Here is a 19,860-nt window from a genome sequence, read left to right on the forward strand (position 1 = left end):
CTGTTATTGGAATGTTTTAAAGTATCACACAGGTGATATGGAGGTAAATGATTATTATGAAAAAAATCGGAGTTTTAGGACTGATGGCAGCACTGGCTGTTACAGGTGCAGTTGCTTTTTTGCCGAAAGGGGTTATGGCTGCCGAAGATTCTGATCAGACGATCAGCCAGGGCGTATATATCGGAGACGTGGATGTCTCCGGGATGACGCAGGAAGAAGCGAAAAAAGCAGTGGAAGATGGTATGAGCGAAGCGAAAGCGGCGAACATTACCTTAAAAGTAGATGATCAGGAGACCGTGGTAAGTGCGGGAGATCTCGGACTTTCCTGGGCAAATGAAGAGGTTGTGCAGGAGGCGGCGGAGCTTGGCAAATCCGGCAACATCATCAAACGTTACAAAGACAAAAAGGATCTGGAGAATGAATCCAGAAAATATGACATAGATTATTCTGTAGACAGAAGCAGCATCCAGAAAGTTCTGGAGGAAAAAGAAGATGTCTTCAACCGGGAACCGACCGATGCACAGCTTTCTACGGAAAATGGTGCTTTTGAAGTCGTTCAGGGCGAAAATGGAATTGAGCTGAATGTGGAGAAATCGGTCAAAAAGATTTTGAAATCTCTCAAAACTGACTGGGACGGCAAAAATACTACGATCGAGCTGGCGGCCGATATCAAAGAGCCGGAGTGTACAACGGAGGATCTGGCGAGCATCACTGATGTACTCGGAACAGCCACTACATACTACGGATCGACCACAGGCAGAAACAAAAATGTAGAGACAGGTGCAGAGAAGTTAAACGGACATATCCTGATGCCGGGAGAAGAGTTCTCCGTAACGGATGCAGTCGTTCCGTTTACTGAAGAGAACGGCTACGAGCTGGCTCCTTCCTATGAGAGTGGAAAAGTCGTAGACAGTTACGGCGGCGGTATCTGCCAGGTTTCCACAACACTTTACAATGCAGTTTTAAATGCAGAACTGGAAGTGCTGGAACGCCACAATCATACCATGATCGTTACTTATGTGGATCCTTCCAAAGATGCGGCGATCGCAGAGGGACTGATGGATCTTCGTTTTGCGAATAATACGGACTACCCGATTTATATTTCCGGCTATGCTTACGGCGGCGAGCTGACGTTCACGATCTATGGCCATGAGACAAGAGATCCAAATCGTACGGTAGAATACGTCAGCGAGACAACCGGAACAACGACTGCGGATGGTGTAGCACTCTATGCCACGGATCAGCCGGTCGGCTACTTAAGCCAGACACAGGGAGCACTGCAGGGGCTTACCGCGGTTCTGTGGAAATATGTTACCGAAAATGGTGAGACGACAAAAGAACAGGTGAACTCCAGTACGTATCAGGCAACGCCGGTCTGCTATGATGTCGGAGTAAATACGGATAACCCGACTGTGGCAGCGGCGATACAGTCTGCGATCGCAAACAATGACCTGGATCAGGTTCAGGCGATCATAAGCGGAAATTACGGACAGACAAGTACAGCGACAGCGAATCAGGCACAGAGTGAGTCACAGGCACAGGATCAGACACAGAGTGAATCACAGGCACAGGATCAGCAGCAGAGCGAATCACAGGCACAGAGCGATTCCGCAGCAGACAATACGCAGGGTGGAGATGGAAGTTCCACACCGGATGTGGCACTGCCGGATGACCCGACAAACGGAGCTGTTATTGAGTAAAAAATTGATAGAAGGATATAAACTATGGATCTTGTTTTGACAAAATGGATAGCATTAAAAGGCACTTCCGTCCTTGCTTCGTGCAGGGCAGAAGAGCTGTCCAGCCGTTTTCCGTCCGTGATGATACGTGATGCGGCAGGTTTTACCTGCTATCTGTCCACAGAGCGAGAGTACCAGATCTCAGGAGGGTATGGTGCTGCCGCCATTTACCCGCTTGGAAAAGGCGGGGTATTAGGCGGGCTCTGGAATATGCTGGAGCAGATAAATGCAGGTATGGAAATTGATCTTCGGAAAATACCGATCCGCCAGGAGACTGTGGAGATTTGCGAGTTTTTTGACCTGAATCCCTACTATACCGATTCCACTGGGGCACTTCTTGTGGCAGTGGAAGACGGATTTGGGCTGGTTTCCGTGCTGGAACGTGAAGGGATTCACGCAGCCGTGATCGGAAGAACGAACGATGGCAATGACCGTATCATTTATAATCAGGGAAAAAAGAGATACCTGGACCGTCCTCAGAAAGAGGAACTGGAAAAGGTGTTCGATTAGAAGGAGGCTTAAAAATGAGAGAACAGATATTGACATTTTTAGAAAAAAACAGCCGTATTGATCCGAAAGAACTGGCTGTTTTACTTGGCAGCGATGAAGTAACGATCATGAATGAGATCGCAAAGATGGAAGAGGAAAAGGTCATCTGCGGTTATCACACACTGATCGACTGGGAAAAGGTTTCCGATGAGAAAGTAACCGCTCTGATCGAAGTGCGTGTCACTCCGATGCGTGGACAGGGATTTGATTCCATCGCAGAGCGTATTTATAATTATCCGGAGGTAAGAAGCGTATATCTGATCTCCGGTGCCTATGATCTGATGGTCATTCTGGAAGGAAAGACTCTGAAACAGGTATCAGGTTTTGTTTCTGACAAGCTTTCCACACTGGATTCTGTTTTAAGTACAGCCACTCATTTCATCCTGAAAAAATATAAAGATCACGGAACGATTTTTACAAAGAAAAGCAAAGATGAAAGGATGCTGGTGACACCATGAAAAATGTAATTTCCGATAAAGTTCTGGGGCTTCAGCCTTCCGGAATCAGAAAATTTTTTGATATTGTAAGCGAGATGGACGATGTCATTTCGCTTGGTGTGGGAGAACCGGATTTTGATACGCCGTGGCATATCCGTGATGAGGGTATCTACAGTCTGGAGAGAGGAAGGACTTTCTACACATCCAATGCAGGTTTAAAAGAGCTGCGTGAGGAGATCTGCAGATATTTAAGTCGCAGATGCAAAGTTGACTATACGATCGACGAGACGCTGATCACCGTAGGTGGAAGTGAGGCGATCGACCTTGCGATGCGTGTACTGTTAAATCCGGGCGATGAAGTGCTGATCCCACAGCCAAGTTTTGTATCTTATCTGCCGTGTGCTGTTTTAGCGGACGGTGTTCCGGTTGTCATCAACCTGAAAGCAGAGAATGAGTTTCGTTTAACGGCACAGGAGCTGGAGGATGCGATCACCGATAAGACAAAACTTCTGGTACTGCCGTTCCCGAACAATCCGACCGGTGCGGTTATGACAAGAGAAGATCTCGAAGCGATCGCAGAAGTGATCATCCGCCACGATATTTACGTGCTTTCTGATGAGATTTATTCTGAGTTGACCTACGCAGGAGATCATGTATCGATCGCAAGTCTGCCGGGCATGAAAGAACGCACGATCACCATGAACGGATTTTCTAAGGCTTACGCAATGACAGGATGGAGACTTGGCTATGCGTGCGGACCAAAGGAGATCATCAAGCAGATGACAAAGGTACATCAGTTTGCGATCATGTGTGCTCCGACCAACAGCCAGTATGCAGCCGTAGAAGCACTGAGAAACGGCGATGATGATGTGATCAAAATGCGTGAATCCTACAATGGCAGAAGACGTTATCTGCTGCATGCATTTGCAGAGATGGGACTGCCGTGCTTTGAGCCGCTTGGAGCTTTCTATGCATTCCCATGCATTAAAGAGTTTGGCATGACTTCGGATGAGTTTGCATCCAGACTGCTGAAAGAGGAGAAGGTCGCTGTCGTTCCGGGAAGTGCATTTGGTGAGTGTGGCGAAGGGTACATGCGAATTTCCTATGCTTATTCACTGGAAGATCTTAAGAAAGCACTGGACCGCATGGCAGATTTCGTGAAGAGACTGAAAGAAGAGGGCAGCAGATAATGGCAAAGCTGAATATCGTGCTCTTTGAGCCGGAGATTCCGGCAAACACCGGAAATATAGGCAGAACCTGTGTGGCAACCGGGACAAGACTGCATCTGATCGAGCCGCTTGGCTTCCGCTTAAACGAAAAGGCATTAAAGAGAGCCGGGATGGATTACTGGAAAGATCTCGATGTGACTACTTACATTGATTATGCGGACTTTCTGGAGAAGAATCCGGGAGCCAAGATCTATATGGCGACAACCAAGGCAAAAAAAACCTACACGGAAGTGGCCTATGAGCCGGATTGTTACATTATGTTCGGAAAAGAAAGTGCCGGGATCCCGGAAGAAATTCTGGTAGAGAATCAGGAGACGGCGATCCGTATCCCGATGATCAATGATATCCGCTCCCTGAATCTTGGCAATTCTGTGGCAATCGTGCTTTATGAGGCACTTCGCCAGAATCACTTCGATCATATGCAGCTGGAAGGCGACCTGCACCGGCTGCACTGGAAGGGATAGCTGCGGAGGTTTTCTTAATGTGCAAACGAAATGCATTGAAAAACATAGTGCGTAAAATAAGACAGCCATGATGAATTCGAAAACAAATCGCTCTGACGGTAGCGAGGCTTCCGTCGTGAGATTGTTTTCGAATCATCATGGCGTACTATTTTTTACAAAACTATTTTTGCAACGTTCATTTGCACATTTACAAAATCTCCGTCATTTTTTGTTCTTGCTGCATGGCAGTGTAAATGTAAACTCGGTTCCTACGCCCTGCGTGCTGACAACGTTGATATTTTCACCGTGGGCCTGGATGATCTCTTTGACGATCGAAAGACCAAGTCCGGTGCCTTTTTTATCTTTTCCTCTGGATGGATCGCTCTTATAGAAACGCTCCCATATTTTATTTAAGCTGTCCTTTGCGATGCCTTCGCCGGTGTCTTTTACAGATACAAAGACTTTTCCGTGCTTTTCCAGAGAAGAGATGTAGATCAGAGAATCTGGATGACTGAATTTTACGGCGTTGTCGATCAGATTATAGAGAACCTGCTGGATCTTTCCAACATCGGCATTGACGTACAGTGACTCTTCTTCGAACGTAAGCTGGAAAGAAATGTGTTTGTCCCAGCACAGGCTGCGGAAGGTTTCCACAGTCTGGCGGATGATCGCATTGATGTCGAAATCTGCAAGTTCCAGGTACGTTCCCTTATCATCGAAGTTGTTGAGAGTCAGCAGTCCTTTTGTGAGCTTGGTCAGACGGTTTGTTTCTGAGAGAACGACATTGAGGTATCGCTCCTGCATTTCCGGTGGGATCGTGCCGTCCAGCATGGCTTCTACGTACCCTTTGATGGAAGTAAGCGGAGAACGGAAATCATGCGAAATGTTGGAAATAAATTTTCGCTGGCTTTCGCCGGAGTTGTTCAGCTCGCCTGCCATATAATTCATAGAAGCGGCAAGGTAACCGATTTCATCGTTGGATTCGACCGGGATCTTGTAGTTCAGGTTGCCGGCGGCATATTCATCTGCTCCGTGTATGATGCGGCGGATCGGAAAATATACTACAAATGTAAATGTAATCAATACGATCAGAGAAAGAGCCAGGATCATAGCCAGTGTGATGTAGGAACAGTTGAGAATGGAATTTTTCTCCGTTTCCAGTTTGTTCTTTTCATAATGGACTGCAATGTAGCCTTTCGTGATGTAGTTGGATGTGATCGGTGCGACCACACTGAGCATATCTTCATCAAAATAGTCAAAAAAGCGACCGGTTTGATAATAATTGCCGGACAGGGATGCCGGATCAAAAGAATCCAGCTGCGTGATCTTTGACTGATCATAGCCGACAGCCGTATCGATCAGGATCTTGCCATTACTGTCCATCAGCCAGAGCCGCATGGACTGGTAAGAGGCGACGGCCAGCAGGTTCGTGTAGGTGTCCTGCAAAGAAGCCCGCTCGGTGTAATTCTGTGCGAGCCTTCCGGCAGCGATCACATTTGCTTCGCGGTACATGCCTTCTGTCCTGTTTTTGATCAGATGCTTTTCCACAAGCGAAGAAGTGATACCAGCTACGGATACAAAACTCAGTACGGCGAAACAGATCCATGCCAGAATGAGTTTTTGGTAAAGTCTGCGTTTCATATGTTTTTAACCTCAAATTTATAGCCGATACCCCATACGGTGGTCAGTGCCCAGGAATCATTTCCTTTGATCTTTTCCCGGAGACGTTTGATATGTACGTCAACCGTACGGGTATCGCCGATGTATTCATAGCCCCAGATGTGATCCAGCAGCTGTTCTCTTGTGAAAACCTGGTTTGGTGAAGAAGCCAGGAAATAGAGCAGTTCCAGTTCTTTTGGCGGCATGTCAACGGTAGATCCTTTATAGATAACAGAATAGTTGGTCTGATTTACGATCAGATCCGGGTATTCCACGATCTTGCCGGAATTCTGTGAACTGGAAGATTTCTCTGGCTGGAAACGGCGGAGAACTGCTTTGACTCTGGCAACCAGCTCTTTGGAATCAAACGGTTTGATCATGTAATCATCTGCACCAAGTTCCAGACCGAGTACCTTGTCAAACACCTCACCCTTTGCAGACAGAATGATGATCGGCACGGAAGAACGCTGACGCAGTTCGCGGCATACCTGATAGCCGTCCATGCCCGGAAGCATCAGATCCAGCAGGACCAGATTCGGTCCGTAAGTATCAAATTCACGCATGGCACTTTCGCCGTCGTGAACAATTCGCGTGTTAAAACACTCTTTGGTGAGATACAAAGAGATCAGCTCTGCAATGTTCTCATCATCATCAACAATCATAATCTTTTGTCTGTTTACCATAATATATACTCCTCATGTTTTTAAATAATATTTAATAATGCTAAGGTCAAAAGCCTGAAACCACGATGTGCTTGCACAGGAGTGGTTTTATGGCTTAATGACCTGCACCGATATGAGCATAAAAGTGGAGCGTAAGCTTCACGATATGCGAATGTCGGATAGAATTGTGAGAGTACGAAGTACGGAACAATTCTTAAGGCATTATTGATTTTAACAGTTTTATTTGAACTCCACGATCGTAACTCCGGCATCACCCTCGCCGAATTCGCCAAGGCGATAGCTCTTGACATGCTTCTGGCGGCGGAGATAATTGTGAACACCTTTTCGAAGTGCACCGGTACCTTTTCCGTGTACGATACGGACGGAAGGAAGGTGGGCAATGTAAGCATCGTCAAGATATTTATCCAGCTCCATGATCGCCTCGTCGACGGTCTTTCCGAGCAGATTGATCTCTGTGCTGACAGATGCCGATTTGGACATTTTGATCTTGCCGGAACCGGTCTTGCTGAAATTGCCTCCGGTGATCACGGTATCATCCAGTTTTTCCAGATCCCGGATGTTTACCTGAGAACGCAGGATTCCCATCTGAACAAACAGGTTGCCTTTTGCATCCGGCAGCGTGCTGACCGTACCTTTGAGGTTCAGGCTCAGTACCTTTATGCTGTCGCCGATGTGCAGATCTTTGGCGGTAAGCTGTTTATGCGATTTTTTCGGAGCCGCATTCTTCGCAGAAAGCTTTTTGTCAACTGTGGACATTTTCTCACGCAGTTTGCCGCGTTCCTTTTCCATGTCTTTGGCAGACACGCCGGCAGCCTTTCCATATTTCTGGAAATTGCGGATCGTAGTATCGGCATAATCTTTGGCTTCCTGCAAAATATTGCGTGCCTGCTCATTTGCTTCACGGAGAATCTTGTCGCGGCTTAAGTCCAGTTTTTCCTGTTTGGATTCAAGACGCTGCTTTAATTCGCGGATCTCTTCTTTATAGGAATTGATCTGGTCACGTTCCTGTTCTATTGTAACACGTTTTTGCTCCAGATCAGCAAGTAAATCTTCAAAATCTTCATCCTGTTTGGTCAAATGTGTTTTTGCTTCCTCGATAATGTCCTGTGACAGACCAAGTTTCTGAGAAATCGCAAAAGCATTACTTTTACCCGGAACACCGATCAGCAGCCGGTAAGTCGGACGCAGAGTTTCCACATCAAACTCGCAGCAGCCGTTTTCCACGCCCGGTGTGGAAAGTGCAAACACCTTTAATTCGCTGTAGTGCGTGGTTGCCATAACGCGGGAACCGCGGCGATGCAGGTTGGAAAGGATCGCGATTGCAAGGGCTGCACCTTCGGTCGGATCGGTTCCGGCACCAAGCTCATCGAACAACACGAGCGAACGGTCATCCGCTTCTTTTAAGATCGATACCGTATTTGTCATATGGGCGGAAAAAGTACTGAGACTCTGCTCAATGCTCTGCTCATCGCCGATATCCGCAAAAACTTCGTGAAATACGGAAAGCTCTGAGTGGTCAAATGCCGGGATATGCAGTCCGGCCTGTCCCATCAGGGTAAAAAGTCCGACTGTTTTCAGGGAAACGGTTTTACCGCCGGTATTCGGACCGGTGATGATCAGCAGTTCAAAATCCTTACCGAGCTGAATGTCGATCGGAACGACTTTCTTTTTATCGAGAAGCGGATGTCTTCCTTTTTTGATGAGGATACGGCCTTCCTCGTTGAAATCCGGCTGTGTGCCGTTCATTGAGCGGGAGAGCTGTGCTCTGGCAAAAATAAAATCCAGTTTTGTCAGAAGATCCAGGTCATCACGCAGAGCTTCGGTTTCTTCACCACATCTGGCACTTAAGGTGGCAAGGATCATCTCGATTTCTTTTTCTTCTTTTAATTCCAGTTCACGCAGGTCATTGTTCAGTTTGATGACAGCCATCGGCTCCACAAACAGGGTAGAACCGGTGGAGGACTGATCATGGATCATGCCCGGAATCTGTCCGCGGTGCTCTGCTTTGACCGGGATACAGTAGCGTCCGTTTCGCATGGTGACAACCGCATCCTGCAAGTAGGTGCGGGCGGAGCCATTTACCATCGTCTGGAGCTGAGCGTGGACCTTGTCGTTGATCTGACGCATGGAGCGGCGGATCTTGAACAGTGCAGGACTGGCATCGTCATTTAATTCCTCCTCCGAGGCGATACATCTGCGGATCTCGGAAGAAACCGGTGTCAGAGGCTGCAGTGCCTGAAACATAGCTTCCAGAGAATCCTCAAAATCAGGATCACGGTCATTTCTGGAATAAGCCTTTACCTTGCTGCAGACCTCAAGAAGACTGCAGATCGAAAGCAGTTCATTGATACCGATGATCGCACCGATCTCCAGACGCTTGATGGAGCCGCGGATGTCGCGGACGCCGCGGAACGATACCGCACCTTTCTGATAAATACGGGAAAGGGCATCGCTTGTCTCCTTCTGGAGAGCCTGAATCTCGTACAGATCCGTGGATGGCTGCAGATTGCGGCACGTCTCTTTTGCAAGTGCCGAACCGGCAAATTCTGTGAGTTTGTCAATGATTTTATTATATTCTAAAGTTTTTAAAGCCTTTGGGTTCATATAGCATACCTCTTGTAGTGATGTGTAACAAAAGATGCCATACGAATTGTTCCGTACTTCGTACTCCCACAATTCTGTCCGCCATTCGCATATCGTGAAGCTTCCGCTTCACTTTTATGCTCACGTCGGGCGGGGCATTAAGCCATAAAACCACTCCTGTGCAAGCACATCGTAGTTTCAGGCTTTTGCCCCTGGCATCCTATAATTATAACTTTACTATTTTTCTATTGTACCCTATAATGTGGGTATGGTCAAAAGGTATTTTGAGCGAAAAGCCTATAATAGCAGAAGGGATCAGGTATATGGGTGAGAACGAGAAGAAAGAGTTTCATTTTATCAATGAACAGATCAAGAAAAAGCCGTTCTACCGACGTAAGTGGTTTACGCAGGGGGCAGCGGCGATTGCCCTGGCACTTATTTTCGGGGTGGCGGCGGGTGTGATGTTCGCGATCGTACAGCCGTGGGCGAGCAATCAGTTTGGAAAGCCGGATGAGCCGACACAGATCGTGATGGTTCAGGAAGAGACACATACTCAGGAGACAGAAACCGGACAGACAGAGCAGAAAGCGGATGACGAAAAGGAGACGGCAAAAGGCAGGAAAAAGAACAGCAAAGAAACAGATGCAATCGAAGAATACCGCATGCACTATGATCAGATGAAAAATGTGGTAGATTCTGCAGAAAATTCTCTGGTAAAGATTAAAAGCTATGTGGCAAAAATGGACTGGTTCAGTGAAAGCTATGAGAATGTGACGGAGACTTCCGGACTGGTGTTCCGCGTGGACAGCAACTGGCTTTACATCCTGACTTCCAGTCGTTTTATCAAGAGTGCACAGCAGATTACAGTAACCTTCCCGGGCGGAGAGGTCGCAGATGCAGCTGTCAGACGGCAGGATACGGTGACAGAGCTTGCGATTCTGGAGATTCCGCTCAAAAGTATAAAGGAATCCACGATCCAGAGCATTTCCGCAATTTCGATCAAAGGAATTTCCAGCGTAGAAAAAGGGGAATCGGTGATCGCAGTCGGAAGTCCAATGGGGTATACAGATTCGATTAATTATGGCATGATCACTTCGATTACGGAGTGTGAAGATGTGGACGGAGAGTATAGGGTGATCGCAACGGACATGGCGGCCAGCGATATGAGCTATGGATTTCTGCTGAATCTGGATGGAAATATGGTCGGCATTGTGGCACAGAAATTCAAACAGACTGGTGCGGCAGATACGTTGACTGCACTTGGCATTTCTGATATCAGCTATCTGCTGGAAATGCTGGCAGCAGGCAGGTCGCTTCCTTATACCGGTGTGGTCGGAAAGAGCGTCAGTGCCGATGTGGCAGAGCATTTCAGCGTTCCTTACGGTATTTATGTCAAGAAAGTGAACACAGATTCACCGGCCATGTATGCCGGGATACAGGCAGCCGATGTGATCACAGAGATCAACGGGGAAAGCGTTGGCTCGATGTCCGAGTACGAAGACATTCTGCGGAAATATCAGGAAGGTGATACCTTAAAAATCAAGGTCCGCAGAAAAAGTATCGGCGGTTATGCCGATGTAGAAATGAAACTGGTCATGGGAGCCAGATAACGAAACAGATAAGATCATGGTACCGGCAGCAAGTGATCTGTCCTGCACGGAACCATTCATGTTTATTTAATAAGAGAAAGGTCAAAACAATGAAATATATTGAAACATTGCACGAAGGCGAGAGACTTTCAGGAATTTATCTTTGCAAATACAGACAGTCTGCGATGACAAAAAACGGCAAATCATATGAGAATGTGATCCTTCAGGACAAAACAGGAGTGATCGATGCCAAAATCTGGGATCCGAACTCTCAGGGAATTGAGGATTTCGATATGCTGGACTATATCGATGTGGTTGGAGATGTCACAAGTTTTCAGGGAGCATTACAGGTTTCCATCAAAAGAGTACGAAAAGCAAGAGAAGGCGAATATATCGAAGAAGATTATCTGCCGGTCAGTGAGCGAAACATTGATGAGATGTACGAAGAGCTGCTCACGTATGTGCATAAAATCGAGAATCCGTATCTGAAGCAGCTTACAGACAGCTATTTTGTGGAAAATGAAGCTTTTATCAAAGCGTTCAAAGGACATTCTGCGGCAAAGAGCGTGCATCACGGATTTGTGGGCGGACTTCTGGAGCATACCTTAAATGTGACAAAACTCTGCTATTACTATGTAAAACAGTATCCGTTTTTAAATAAAGACCTTCTGTTATGTGCGGCACTGTTCCACGATGTGGGAAAAATGAAAGAAATCTCCAGATTTCCGGAAAACGATTACACGGATGACGGACAGCTTCTCGGCCATATCGTGATGGGCGTGGAACTGGTCGGAGCAAGTATCCGCCGCATTCCGAATTTTCCGAAAAAACTGGCAAGTGAACTGAAACACTGCATTCTGGCACATCACGGAGAACTGGAATACGGTTCCCCGAAAAAGCCGGCACTGGCAGAAGCACTGGCACTGAATTTTGCAGACAATACCGATGCAAAACTCGAGACATTTAAAGAAGCATTAAAGAGCAATAACGATAACAATGACTGGCTTGGTTATAACCGCCTGTTTGAGTCAAATATCCGCAAGACAAGTATCTGATCAGACAATGTGAAACAGTTAAAGAAGCCGGAAAAGTTTCTGTTCATGGAGGAATTAAATTTATGAAAAAAGACGATATGCTGGAAATTACCATAGAGGATATCAGCTCAGACGGTTCCGGCGTGGGAAAAGCAGATGGATTTGCACTTTTTGTCAAAGACACGATCCCGGGCGATCAGGTGAAAGTCAAAATCATGAAAATGAAAAAACGTTATGGCTATGCAAGGCTGATGGAAATTCTTGTGCCGTCACCGGACCGCATCCAGGCACCGTGTCCGGTTGCCAGACAGTGCGGCGGATGTCAGATCCAGCAGATGTCTTATGAACGTCAGCTTACCTTTAAAGAAAACAAAGTCTGCAACAATTTAAGACGCCTCGGCGGTCTGGATCTTTCTGCGATGGAAGTAGAGCCGATCTGCGGCATGGAAGAGCCATTTCACTACCGCAACAAAGCACAGTTTCCGATCGGCCGCGATAAAAACGGAAAAATCATTGCCGGATTTTATGCAGGCCGCACGCACAGCATCATAGCAAACACCGACTGTCTGCTCGGAGCAGAAGAAAATGAAGCAATCTTAAACGAAGTCATTTCGTGGATGGAAGTCTGTAAAGTAGAGCCATATGATGAAAAGACCGGAAAAGGGCTGGTGCGTCACGTACTGATCCGCAAGGGATTTACCACAAAAGAACTGATGGTCTGCCTCGTGATCAATGGCAGAAAGATTCCACAGGTTGAAAAACTGGTGGACAGGCTTCAGAAGATCGAGGGCATGACCGCAATCATGGCAAATGTCAACACTGAGCAGACAAATGTGATCCTCGGAAAAGAAATCCAGCCGATTTGGGGTCAGGATTATATCGAAGATTATATCGGAAACGTCAAATACCGCATTTCCCCGCTGTCTTTCTATCAGGTCAACCCGGTACAGACCGAAAAGCTTTACGGAAAAGCACTGGAATACGCAGGACTGACCGGAAAAGAGACGGTATGGGATCTCTACTGCGGCATCGGAACCATCTCCCTGTTCCTTGCACAGAAAGCAAAACAGGTTTACGGCGTAGAGATTGTGCCGCCTGCCATCGCAGATGCGAAAGACAATGCCAGACGAAACGGCATCCAAAATGCAGAGTTTTATGTTGGCAAAGCAGAAGAAATCCTGCCTCACAAATACGAAACCGAAAACGTCAAAGCCGATGTGATCGTAGTCGATCCGCCAAGAAAAGGCTGCGATGAAGCCCTGCTTGAGACCATTGTCAAAATGCAGCCGGAAAGAGTCGTCTACGTCAGCTGCGATTCCGCGACACTGGCAAGAGATCTGAAGTATCTGACCGCGAACGGATACAAAGCAGAACGCCTGGCAACGGTCGATATGTTCCCGATGACGGTGCACGTAGAAAGTGCAGTAAAACTTGTGAGGGAAAACCAACGAATAGAAACAAGGGTGAAATAACAATCCGGAATTTCCGGATTGTTCAAACCGAAGGTTCTCGTCAGGTCACACGCGATACCAAGGACTACACCATCAAAGGCTGGGTGATAGATGATGAACGACTGAAACGAGGAACGAAAGCTTTACATGATCCGAAGCTGAGAGCAGAGCTTCTGGCAACGAAGAAAGCATCACAGCCATTTGCGGCATTTTGCAGCAAATGCAGGGAACTAGGATATGAGATTTATGATATGGATCTGATCACGGCAGGGGAAGAGGCTTATGCAGCCATGCGGCGAAGCACAAACGGGGGCGGCGAGAATTCTCCGATGCTGGAAGGGGAAGATGACCTTTACGAGCTGTTTTTTGCAGGATTGTAGGCGACTGTAAGAAGAACCATATAAAAAAGACCGCATACAATTCTTTTGAATAAGGATTGCATGAGATCTTTTTTTATGAAATTATTTTTTCGCAAAATATTCTTTTGTCAGAGCGATGGCAGTTCCGGAAAGAAGGAAGATACCGATCAGGTTCGGGATCGCCATAAGTCCGTTGAAGGTCTCGGCGATGCTCCAGAGAAGTCCGAGATCGACCGTTGCTCCGATGATAGCTACCAGTGAATAGGCGATCATAAACGGTTTTACTACTTTCTCGGAAAACAGGAACTCAATACAGCGTGCACCGTAAAGTCCCCAGCCGATGATCGTGGAGAAAGCAAAACAGCACATGGCAACTGCGGTAAAAACAGATATCCAGTTTCCGTAGGTAGAAGTGAATCCGGAGATTGTCAGCTCGGCACCTGCGGCAGCTCCGTAGTTGACCGGAACACCGCTTACCAGAATGACAAGGGCAGTCAGAGTACAGATAACGATCGTGTCGGCAAATACTTCGAAAATACCGAACATACCCTGTTTTACCGGTTTGCTGGTATCAGCACAGGCATGGGCGATAGAACCGGTACCAAGACCTGCTTCATTGGAAAAGATACCGCGGGATACACCTTTTTTCAGGCTGAGGAAGAAACTTCCGATCACACCGCCGGTGACGGCAGCCGGGTTAAAAGCTCCGTAAACGATATCATGGAATACAGCAGGAACTCTCTCAAAATTCAGTACAACCACACCGATCGCAAGAACGATGTACAACAGTGCCATGAACGGAACCAGTTTTTCGGAGACACTTCCGATTCGTTTGATACCGCCAAGCAGAACCATACCGACAAGAAGCATGATTACAATACCAAGAACCAGATTCAGCGTTTTAGATGCAGATTCCGGAATGATGTTGAAATTGATCAGAGCAGTGTCGATCGCAGTAGTGATTGTATTTACCTGTGTGGCATTTCCGGTACCGAAAACGGTCAGTACACCGAAGGCGGAATAAAGAATTGCAAGGATCTGCCATTTCTTGCTCAGTCCGTTTTTGATGTAGTACATCGGACCGCCGACATAATCACCCTTTTTATTTCGTTCGCGGAAATGAACGGCAAGTGTGACCTCAGTGAATTTCGTGCACATTCCAAGGATTGCGGAGATCCACATCCAGAACACGGCACCCGGACCGCCGATCGCGATCGCACCGGCGACACCGGCGATATTTCCGGTACCGACCGTTCCGGCGAGGGCCGTACAGACAGCCTGGAAAGGAGTCATGGAGCCGTCAGAAGCTTCCTTCTTTTTGAAAATTCTTCCGAGCGTGGTTTTCAGTGCATAAGGGAATTTGCGAATCTGGATAAATCCGGTCCGCAGGCTTAGATAAAGCCCGACACCGATAATGCAGATCATCGCCGGGACACCCCAGATGAAGTTATTAACGGCATTGTTGATGGATTCGATTGTCTGAAGCATGATAGTAATCCTTTCTTAGATAATGTATAATTATAAATCTAACACTTTTACGAATATATGTACAGAAAAAAATTCGTATACCAGCCTTAAAAACAAGAATTCCAAAATATTTTTCTGTTTTTTTGAAAAAAAGCATAAAAATTCAGCAGATATATTGACGGCAATCTGGCAGATGCGTTCAAGTAAGTTTGGGCTTGAAAATGTACAATGCAATTATTATAATAGAGACAGATTCCATTACAAAAGAATCCAAACGCAAAAGCCAGATGCGGATAACGACTTTTGAGGACAAAAAGAAAAGGAGTGTTAAAAATGGCAAAAATTTTAATCAGCCCGTCTAAATATTTACAGGGTGCAGGGGAAATGAAAAAAATCGGAACTTATGCGTCCAACTGCGGAAAAAAAGCACTGGTTCTGATCAGCAAAGGCGGTTATAAGAGAATCGGAAAAATGATCGAAGACAGCTTTGCAGAAAGTACATGTGAAGTGGTTTTTGATTATTTTAACGGAGAATGTTGCAACAGTGAAATCGACCGTCTGGTAAATATTGTAAAAGAAAATCAGTGTGATCTTGTGATCGGTATCGGCGGAGGCAAGATCTTTGATACAGCGAAAGCAGTTGCATATTATGCAGGCACACCGGTATTTATCTGCCCGACGATCGCATCAACTGATGCACCGTGCAGTGCACTGTCCGTTGTTTATACAGAAGAAGGTATCTTTGAAAAATATCTGTTCCTTCCGGCCAATCCGAATCTGGTTCTGATGGACACCGATATTATCACAAAATCACCGGTACGTCTTACAGTAGCCGGTATGGGAGATGCACTTGCAACTTACTTCGAGGCGAGAGCATGCAAACGCAGCGGTGCAACTTCCTGTGCAGGCGGAAAGACAACGGAAGCAGCGATGGCACTTGCAAAACTTTGCTTTGATACGCTGATGGAAGAAGGCGTAAAAGCCAAAATTGCACTGGAAGCAGGTGTATGTACACCGGCAGTCGAAAAAGTGATCGAAGCGAACACGCTCCTTTCCGGTATCGGATTTGAAAGTGCCGGACTTGCGGGAGCACATGCGATCCACAATGGATTTACAGTACTGGAAGAATGCCACCATATGTATCATGGAGAAAAAGTTGCATTTGGAACACTTACTCAGCTGGTACTGGAAAACGTTCCGGAAGAAGAACTGGAAGATATCATTTTGTGGTGCATCGAAGTCGGACTGCCTGTTACCCTGGCAGAACTTGGTGCCGGCAATGTGACAGATGAGCAGCTGATGGAAGTTGCAAAGACCGCCTGTGCGGAAAATGATACACTTCACAATATGCCTTTTGAAGTGACACCGGAAACTGTATTTGCAGCAATTAAAGCAGCAGATGCTTATGGAAAATATTATCTGGGTGAAGAATAAGATATAAGATCATCACATAGTCGAATATGATATTACAAGAAGACCGGCAGGATATGAAAAATGTTCCTACCGGTCTTCTTACAAAATTTTCTGTTTTCTGTGGAACGAATAAAGATATCAGGTATTGCAAAAAGAACAAATGCTTTCAGTACACTGTTTCACAAAGATATTTAACAAAAAAGCTCAAGGAGGTACGAAAGAGATGAAAAGGAAATGGATCGCATTAGTACTCAGTGTGTCGGTACTGGCAGGAACGGCAGCTGTTCCTGCATTTGCTTCGGAGATGCAGCAGGAGATCTCGGAGATGCCGGCAGTGGAAACACTTCAGGATCATACGCTTGCAGAGACGGATTCCGTGGAGGAGAACTGTGTTCTGGTTGGACTGAAAGGCAGCTATCTGGCAAGTGCAGATGCGGCATTGAAACGGATCAATGAGATCCGAAAAGAGGCGTGTAAACAGGGCATTCAGGATCCGCGTGATCCCAACCGAAAGCTTACGATGTCAGATTATGTACCGGTCAAATGGTCTTCTGATCTGGAATATATCGCAAGAGTCCGGGCAGCAGAAGCATCTGTGTATATGGATCATCAAAGACCAAATGGAACGATGTGTTTTTCACAGGCATCACCAAATGGAGTGGAGAGCTGGGGAGAAGTTCTGGCATGGAATAACAGCAATGATATGATCACCGGAATCGATCAGTGGTACGGTGAAAAGCAGGACTGGGTAAAACAGACCGGTGGGGTGACAGGCCATTATACATCGATGATCAATCCGAACAATCTTTATGTTGGACTTGCAACCTTCATTTGCCCGGATGCAGATTTCAAAAATACGACATCCGGGGAGTTCAGTTTTGAAACAGGACTGGATGAAGGACAGGCAAAAGCAGTAAAGAATAAAGTGCAGAAAATCCAGGTTCAGAACCAGGATGTAAAGGCATACATGGAGCCTTTTAAAGAGAAACTGGCCTCTTCCAAAACGGTGCAGGCGAAATTTTATGCAAATTACAGAGGCTCGGGGTTCTATCAGTCACGCACACACAAACTCTCTTTTGAGGACACAGTAGAGTGGAGTTCTTCCAATCCGAAAGTGGCAGCTGTAGATGAAAAAGGTGTAGTTACCGGTGTGAGTGCAGGAACAGCCAAAATTACAGCAAAATGCGGTGTTTTCGAAGAGTCCAGAACAATCCGGGTGACCGGGGATGCCAAAGTCCAGGTAAAAAAGATTAAGGGTGTACCGAAAAAGAAAACCCTGAAAAAAGGCAAAAAATGGAGCATCAAAGCAAAGGCAACGCCAAAGAATGTGGCAAAACTTACATATAAATCCTCTGATAAAAAGGTTGCATCCGTAAATGGAAAAGGTGTTGTAAAAGCAAAGAAAAAGGGAAAAGCGACGATTACGATAAAAGCCGGCAGCCTGAAAAAAACGTGTAAAATTACCGTAAAGTAACATTCTTAAAAAATGCCCGCTGTTGCGGGCAAAAAATAATCAGAGCTTATACGCCGATAAATGCTCTCAGTTTTTCTATATCATTTGTTAAGATCAAAGACTCATCAAACTGCAGTTCTTCCAGAAGTTTGACGGCGAGATCAAAACGTCCTACCCAGCTCGGATCATGGGCATCAGAGCTTATAATAATCGGAACTTGCTGCTGCTCACAGAGTTTCAGCATCTTCCGATAATTTTCATAGCAATTCAGACGGCGGTCTTTTTTGACCAGCGAACTGTTGTTGACTTCCAGAGCGACCCGGTACTGTTTGGCAGCTGAAACGAGACGTTCATAGTCAAGTGGTGTATGATCATCATCCGGGTGAGAGACAAAATGTACTTTCTCATTTTTCATACATGCGATCAAGTTGTCGGTGTTCTTTTCTTTTCCTTCATCAGTATAACACTCTTTGTGGATTCCGACGATTGCATAATCCAGAAAATCAATATATTTCTGTTCCAGAGACAGTTTTCCGCCATTTAAAACATTGATCTCACATCCGTGCAGGATCTGTACATTCGAAAGCACGCGAGGGATGACTGTGAGATTCAGATAATAAAAAGGATCGACCGTTCCCGGAATGCCGGGTGCGTGTTCTGTGATCCCGATCAGTTTCAGATTTTTTTCACCTGCAGTGGCAGCCATTTCGCGTATTGTTCCGTATGCATGTCCGCTGACAAGGGTGTGCATGTGCATATCTGCAATTAGTTTTTTCATAAAGAAAGACTCCCTTCTGTACAGAGATTGTTTCAGATTTTTGATTTCAGAATTTTGCTTCCTGAAAAGGATGCCTGCGAAGTACTTTGCACAATTCCGACATCTGATATTATAACGCTTACCATGTGAAAATCAAGAATAACGCAGTTTCCGGTTGAAAGAAAACGATTTATAAGATAGAATGTAACTATTCGTCTTATTATAACACTTCCCCAAAGGAGGAGCAACATTGGAAAACACAGAAAATTATCTGGAATGTGAAAGAAACCGAGTGTATTATACCCTGATTGCGATCGCAGGATTTTTTGGCGCGTATACCTTTTTGTTACGCGGGAAAGTATTCTGTAATGCTCAGACAGGGAATCTGGTGCTGCTTGGACTGGCGATCGGTCAGGCAGAATGGGAAACGGCAGCCTACTACCTGTTCCCGATTTCTGCGTATATGGCAGGTGCATTTATCTCAGAACTGCTGCCGAACCCAGTCAAGTATCATCTGAAAATCCGCTGGGACACCCTTCTGATTGCAGTTGAAATGGCAACCGTTCTGGTGCTTGGACTTGTACCGGAATCCGCACCGGTGCAGATTTCACAGGTTGCGGTCAACTTTATTGCTTCTATGCAGTACAATACGTTTCGTCAGGCAGAGGGAACGCCGATGGCGACAACTTTTGCGACAAACCATATCCGCCAGGTCGGTGTGGGACTGGCAAAAGAAATCCAGCATTTTCGGAAAAAAGATAAAAAACATCGAGAAAAATGGGGCAAACATTGCATGATGGTGGTATATTTCTTATTAGGTGTGGTGTTTGGAACGGTTGCCTGCAATATTTATTCCGGGAAGGCAATCTGGATCACTCTGCTGCCGTTTCTGATCGTTCTGATTGATTTCCTGAATGAGGATCTGCATGCAGAAGAAGAGAAAATGAGACAGAAACCACATGGACATTAAGAAAAAGGCGTAAGACAGGTTCAGGTTGAACGCACGTGAGGCAGA

General features: G+C 46.1%; 17 protein-coding genes. 12 read left to right on the top strand and 5 right to left on the bottom strand.

Going from position 1 to position 19,860, the window contains the following annotated elements:
* Nucleotides 1-56 precede the first annotated feature (56 nt).
* Genes GPK60_RS00330 through GPK60_RS00350 form a run of 5 tightly spaced genes read left to right on the top strand, consistent with a single transcriptional unit; the run spans nucleotide 57 to nucleotide 4,418 of the window.
* Nucleotides 57-1,700, top strand: a complete 1,644-nt coding sequence (locus tag GPK60_RS00330) for a VanW family protein (protein ID WP_215658624.1) — start codon at nucleotides 57-59, stop codon at nucleotides 1,698-1,700.
* A 24-nt stretch (nucleotides 1,701-1,724) separates the two neighbouring features.
* Entirely contained in the window at nucleotides 1,725-2,249 is a 525-nt protein-coding gene (locus GPK60_RS00335; RefSeq protein WP_173895463.1) for an AIR synthase-related protein, read from the top strand.
* A 14-nt stretch (nucleotides 2,250-2,263) separates the two neighbouring features.
* Nucleotides 2,264-2,746: an Lrp/AsnC family transcriptional regulator gene (locus GPK60_RS00340; protein ID WP_022119181.1), complete on the top strand. Its 483-nt coding sequence runs from the start codon at nucleotides 2,264-2,266 to the stop codon at nucleotides 2,744-2,746.
* The gene (locus tag GPK60_RS00345; protein WP_215658625.1) at nucleotides 2,743-3,915 is read left to right on the top strand and encodes an aminotransferase class I/II-fold pyridoxal phosphate-dependent enzyme; all 1,173 of its coding nucleotides are present in this window, start codon (nucleotides 2,743-2,745) and stop codon (nucleotides 3,913-3,915) included. The genes GPK60_RS00340 and GPK60_RS00345 overlap by 4 nt, the downstream gene beginning before the upstream one ends.
* Nucleotides 3,915-4,418 (top strand): tRNA (cytidine(34)-2'-O)-methyltransferase, encoded by a 504-nt coding sequence (locus GPK60_RS00350; protein ID WP_022119183.1) that lies wholly within the window; start codon nucleotides 3,915-3,917, stop codon nucleotides 4,416-4,418. Before GPK60_RS00345 ends, GPK60_RS00350 begins: the two co-directional genes overlap by 1 nt.
* 201 nt (nucleotides 4,419-4,619) lie before the next feature.
* Here GPK60_RS00350 and GPK60_RS00355 read toward each other — a convergent pair whose 3' ends face one another.
* The 3 genes from GPK60_RS00355 to GPK60_RS00365 form a co-directional block, all read right to left on the bottom strand.
* The gene (locus GPK60_RS00355; protein ID WP_147632849.1) at nucleotides 4,620-6,038 is read right to left on the bottom strand and encodes a HAMP domain-containing sensor histidine kinase; all 1,419 of its coding nucleotides are present in this window, start codon (nucleotides 6,036-6,038) and stop codon (nucleotides 4,620-4,622) included.
* On the bottom strand, nucleotides 6,035-6,739 hold the full coding sequence (locus GPK60_RS00360) for a response regulator transcription factor (protein ID WP_022119185.1): 705 nt from the start codon (nucleotides 6,737-6,739) through the stop codon (nucleotides 6,035-6,037). The genes GPK60_RS00355 and GPK60_RS00360 overlap by 4 nt, the downstream gene beginning before the upstream one ends.
* 219 nt (nucleotides 6,740-6,958) lie before the next feature.
* A complete protein-coding gene (locus tag GPK60_RS00365; RefSeq protein ID WP_215658626.1) occupies nucleotides 6,959-9,343 on the bottom strand; it encodes an endonuclease MutS2 in 2,385 nt (794 codons plus the stop codon).
* 302 nt (nucleotides 9,344-9,645) lie between these two features.
* On the opposite strand from GPK60_RS00365, the gene GPK60_RS00370 reads away from it, so the two are divergent.
* The 4 genes from GPK60_RS00370 (at nucleotide 9,646) to GPK60_RS00385 (ending at nucleotide 13,776) form a co-directional block, all read left to right on the top strand.
* A complete protein-coding gene (locus GPK60_RS00370; protein WP_215658627.1) occupies nucleotides 9,646-10,932 on the top strand; it encodes a S1C family serine protease in 1,287 nt (428 codons plus the stop codon).
* Between the two features lie 89 nt (nucleotides 10,933-11,021).
* Nucleotides 11,022-11,966, top strand: a complete 945-nt coding sequence (locus GPK60_RS00375) for an HD domain-containing protein (protein ID WP_022119188.1) — start codon at nucleotides 11,022-11,024, stop codon at nucleotides 11,964-11,966.
* Nucleotides 11,967-12,028: 62 nt separating this feature from the next.
* Nucleotides 12,029-13,417 (top strand): 23S rRNA (uracil(1939)-C(5))-methyltransferase RlmD, encoded by a 1,389-nt coding sequence (gene rlmD / locus GPK60_RS00380; RefSeq protein WP_173866142.1) that lies wholly within the window; start codon nucleotides 12,029-12,031, stop codon nucleotides 13,415-13,417.
* A gap of 83 nt (nucleotides 13,418-13,500) precedes the next feature.
* Entirely contained in the window at nucleotides 13,501-13,776 is a 276-nt protein-coding gene (locus GPK60_RS00385) for a hypothetical protein (protein ID WP_215658634.1), read from the top strand.
* An 81-nt stretch (nucleotides 13,777-13,857) separates the two neighbouring features.
* Here the strand turns inward: GPK60_RS00385 and GPK60_RS00390 are convergent, their stop codons facing one another.
* Nucleotides 13,858-15,243, bottom strand: a complete 1,386-nt coding sequence (locus GPK60_RS00390; RefSeq protein ID WP_022118493.1) for a sodium:alanine symporter family protein — start codon at nucleotides 15,241-15,243, stop codon at nucleotides 13,858-13,860.
* A 312-nt stretch (nucleotides 15,244-15,555) separates the two neighbouring features.
* On the opposite strand from GPK60_RS00390, the gene GPK60_RS00395 reads away from it, so the two are divergent.
* Nucleotides 15,556-16,656, top strand: coding sequence for a glycerol dehydrogenase (locus tag GPK60_RS00395; protein WP_022118492.1), 1,101 nt, complete (start codon nucleotides 15,556-15,558; stop codon nucleotides 16,654-16,656).
* Nucleotides 16,657-16,858: 202 nt separating this feature from the next.
* Nucleotides 16,859-18,109 carry an Ig-like domain-containing protein gene (locus tag GPK60_RS00400; protein WP_215658628.1) on the top strand — a complete coding sequence of 417 codons (1,251 nt, stop codon included), beginning with the start codon at nucleotides 16,859-16,861 and terminating at the stop codon, nucleotides 18,107-18,109.
* A gap of 46 nt (nucleotides 18,110-18,155) precedes the next feature.
* On the opposite strand, the gene GPK60_RS00405 is transcribed toward GPK60_RS00400, so the two are convergent.
* Complete coding sequence (locus GPK60_RS00405) at nucleotides 18,156-18,866, bottom strand: phosphatase (RefSeq protein WP_022118490.1); 711 nt, start codon at nucleotides 18,864-18,866, stop codon at nucleotides 18,156-18,158.
* 229 nt (nucleotides 18,867-19,095) lie between these two features.
* On the opposite strand from GPK60_RS00405, the gene GPK60_RS00410 reads away from it, so the two are divergent.
* On the top strand, nucleotides 19,096-19,815 hold the full coding sequence (locus GPK60_RS00410) for a YoaK family protein (protein ID WP_022118489.1): 720 nt from the start codon (nucleotides 19,096-19,098) through the stop codon (nucleotides 19,813-19,815).
* Nucleotides 19,816-19,860 lie beyond the last annotated feature (45 nt).

It is taken from the genome of Ruminococcus sp. MCC718, assembly GCF_018783905.1.
Lineage (GTDB): Bacteria > Bacillota > Clostridia > Lachnospirales > Lachnospiraceae > Hominisplanchenecus > Hominisplanchenecus faecis.

Excerpts from the sequence above, each read along its gene's own strand:
- GPK60_RS00335 (WP_173895463.1), top strand. The coding sequence starts at position 1,725 with ATGGATCTTGTTTTGACAAAATGGATAGCATTAAAAGGCACTTCCGTC.
- GPK60_RS00400 (WP_215658628.1), top strand. The coding sequence starts at position 16,859 with ATGAAAAGGAAATGGATCGCATTAGTACTCAGTGTGTCGGTACTGGCA.
- GPK60_RS00390 (WP_022118493.1), bottom strand. The coding sequence starts at position 15,243 with ATGCTTCAGACAATCGAATCCATCAACAATGCCGTTAATAACTTCATC.
- GPK60_RS00350 (WP_022119183.1), top strand. The coding sequence starts at position 3,915 with ATGGCAAAGCTGAATATCGTGCTCTTTGAGCCGGAGATTCCGGCAAAC.
- GPK60_RS00340 (WP_022119181.1), top strand. The coding sequence starts at position 2,264 with ATGAGAGAACAGATATTGACATTTTTAGAAAAAAACAGCCGTATTGAT.
- GPK60_RS00330 (WP_215658624.1), top strand. The coding sequence starts at position 57 with ATGAAAAAAATCGGAGTTTTAGGACTGATGGCAGCACTGGCTGTTACA.
- GPK60_RS00345 (WP_215658625.1), top strand. The coding sequence starts at position 2,743 with ATGAAAAATGTAATTTCCGATAAAGTTCTGGGGCTTCAGCCTTCCGGA.
- rlmD (WP_173866142.1), top strand. The coding sequence starts at position 12,029 with ATGAAAAAAGACGATATGCTGGAAATTACCATAGAGGATATCAGCTCA.
- GPK60_RS00360 (WP_022119185.1), bottom strand. The coding sequence starts at position 6,739 with ATGGTAAACAGACAAAAGATTATGATTGTTGATGATGATGAGAACATT.
- GPK60_RS00365 (WP_215658626.1), bottom strand. The coding sequence starts at position 9,343 with ATGAACCCAAAGGCTTTAAAAACTTTAGAATATAATAAAATCATTGAC.
- GPK60_RS00375 (WP_022119188.1), top strand. The coding sequence starts at position 11,022 with ATGAAATATATTGAAACATTGCACGAAGGCGAGAGACTTTCAGGAATT.
- GPK60_RS00395 (WP_022118492.1), top strand. The coding sequence starts at position 15,556 with ATGGCAAAAATTTTAATCAGCCCGTCTAAATATTTACAGGGTGCAGGG.
- GPK60_RS00370 (WP_215658627.1), top strand. The coding sequence starts at position 9,646 with ATGGGTGAGAACGAGAAGAAAGAGTTTCATTTTATCAATGAACAGATC.
- GPK60_RS00405 (WP_022118490.1), bottom strand. The coding sequence starts at position 18,866 with ATGAAAAAACTAATTGCAGATATGCACATGCACACCCTTGTCAGCGGA.
- GPK60_RS00355 (WP_147632849.1), bottom strand. The coding sequence starts at position 6,038 with ATGAAACGCAGACTTTACCAAAAACTCATTCTGGCATGGATCTGTTTC.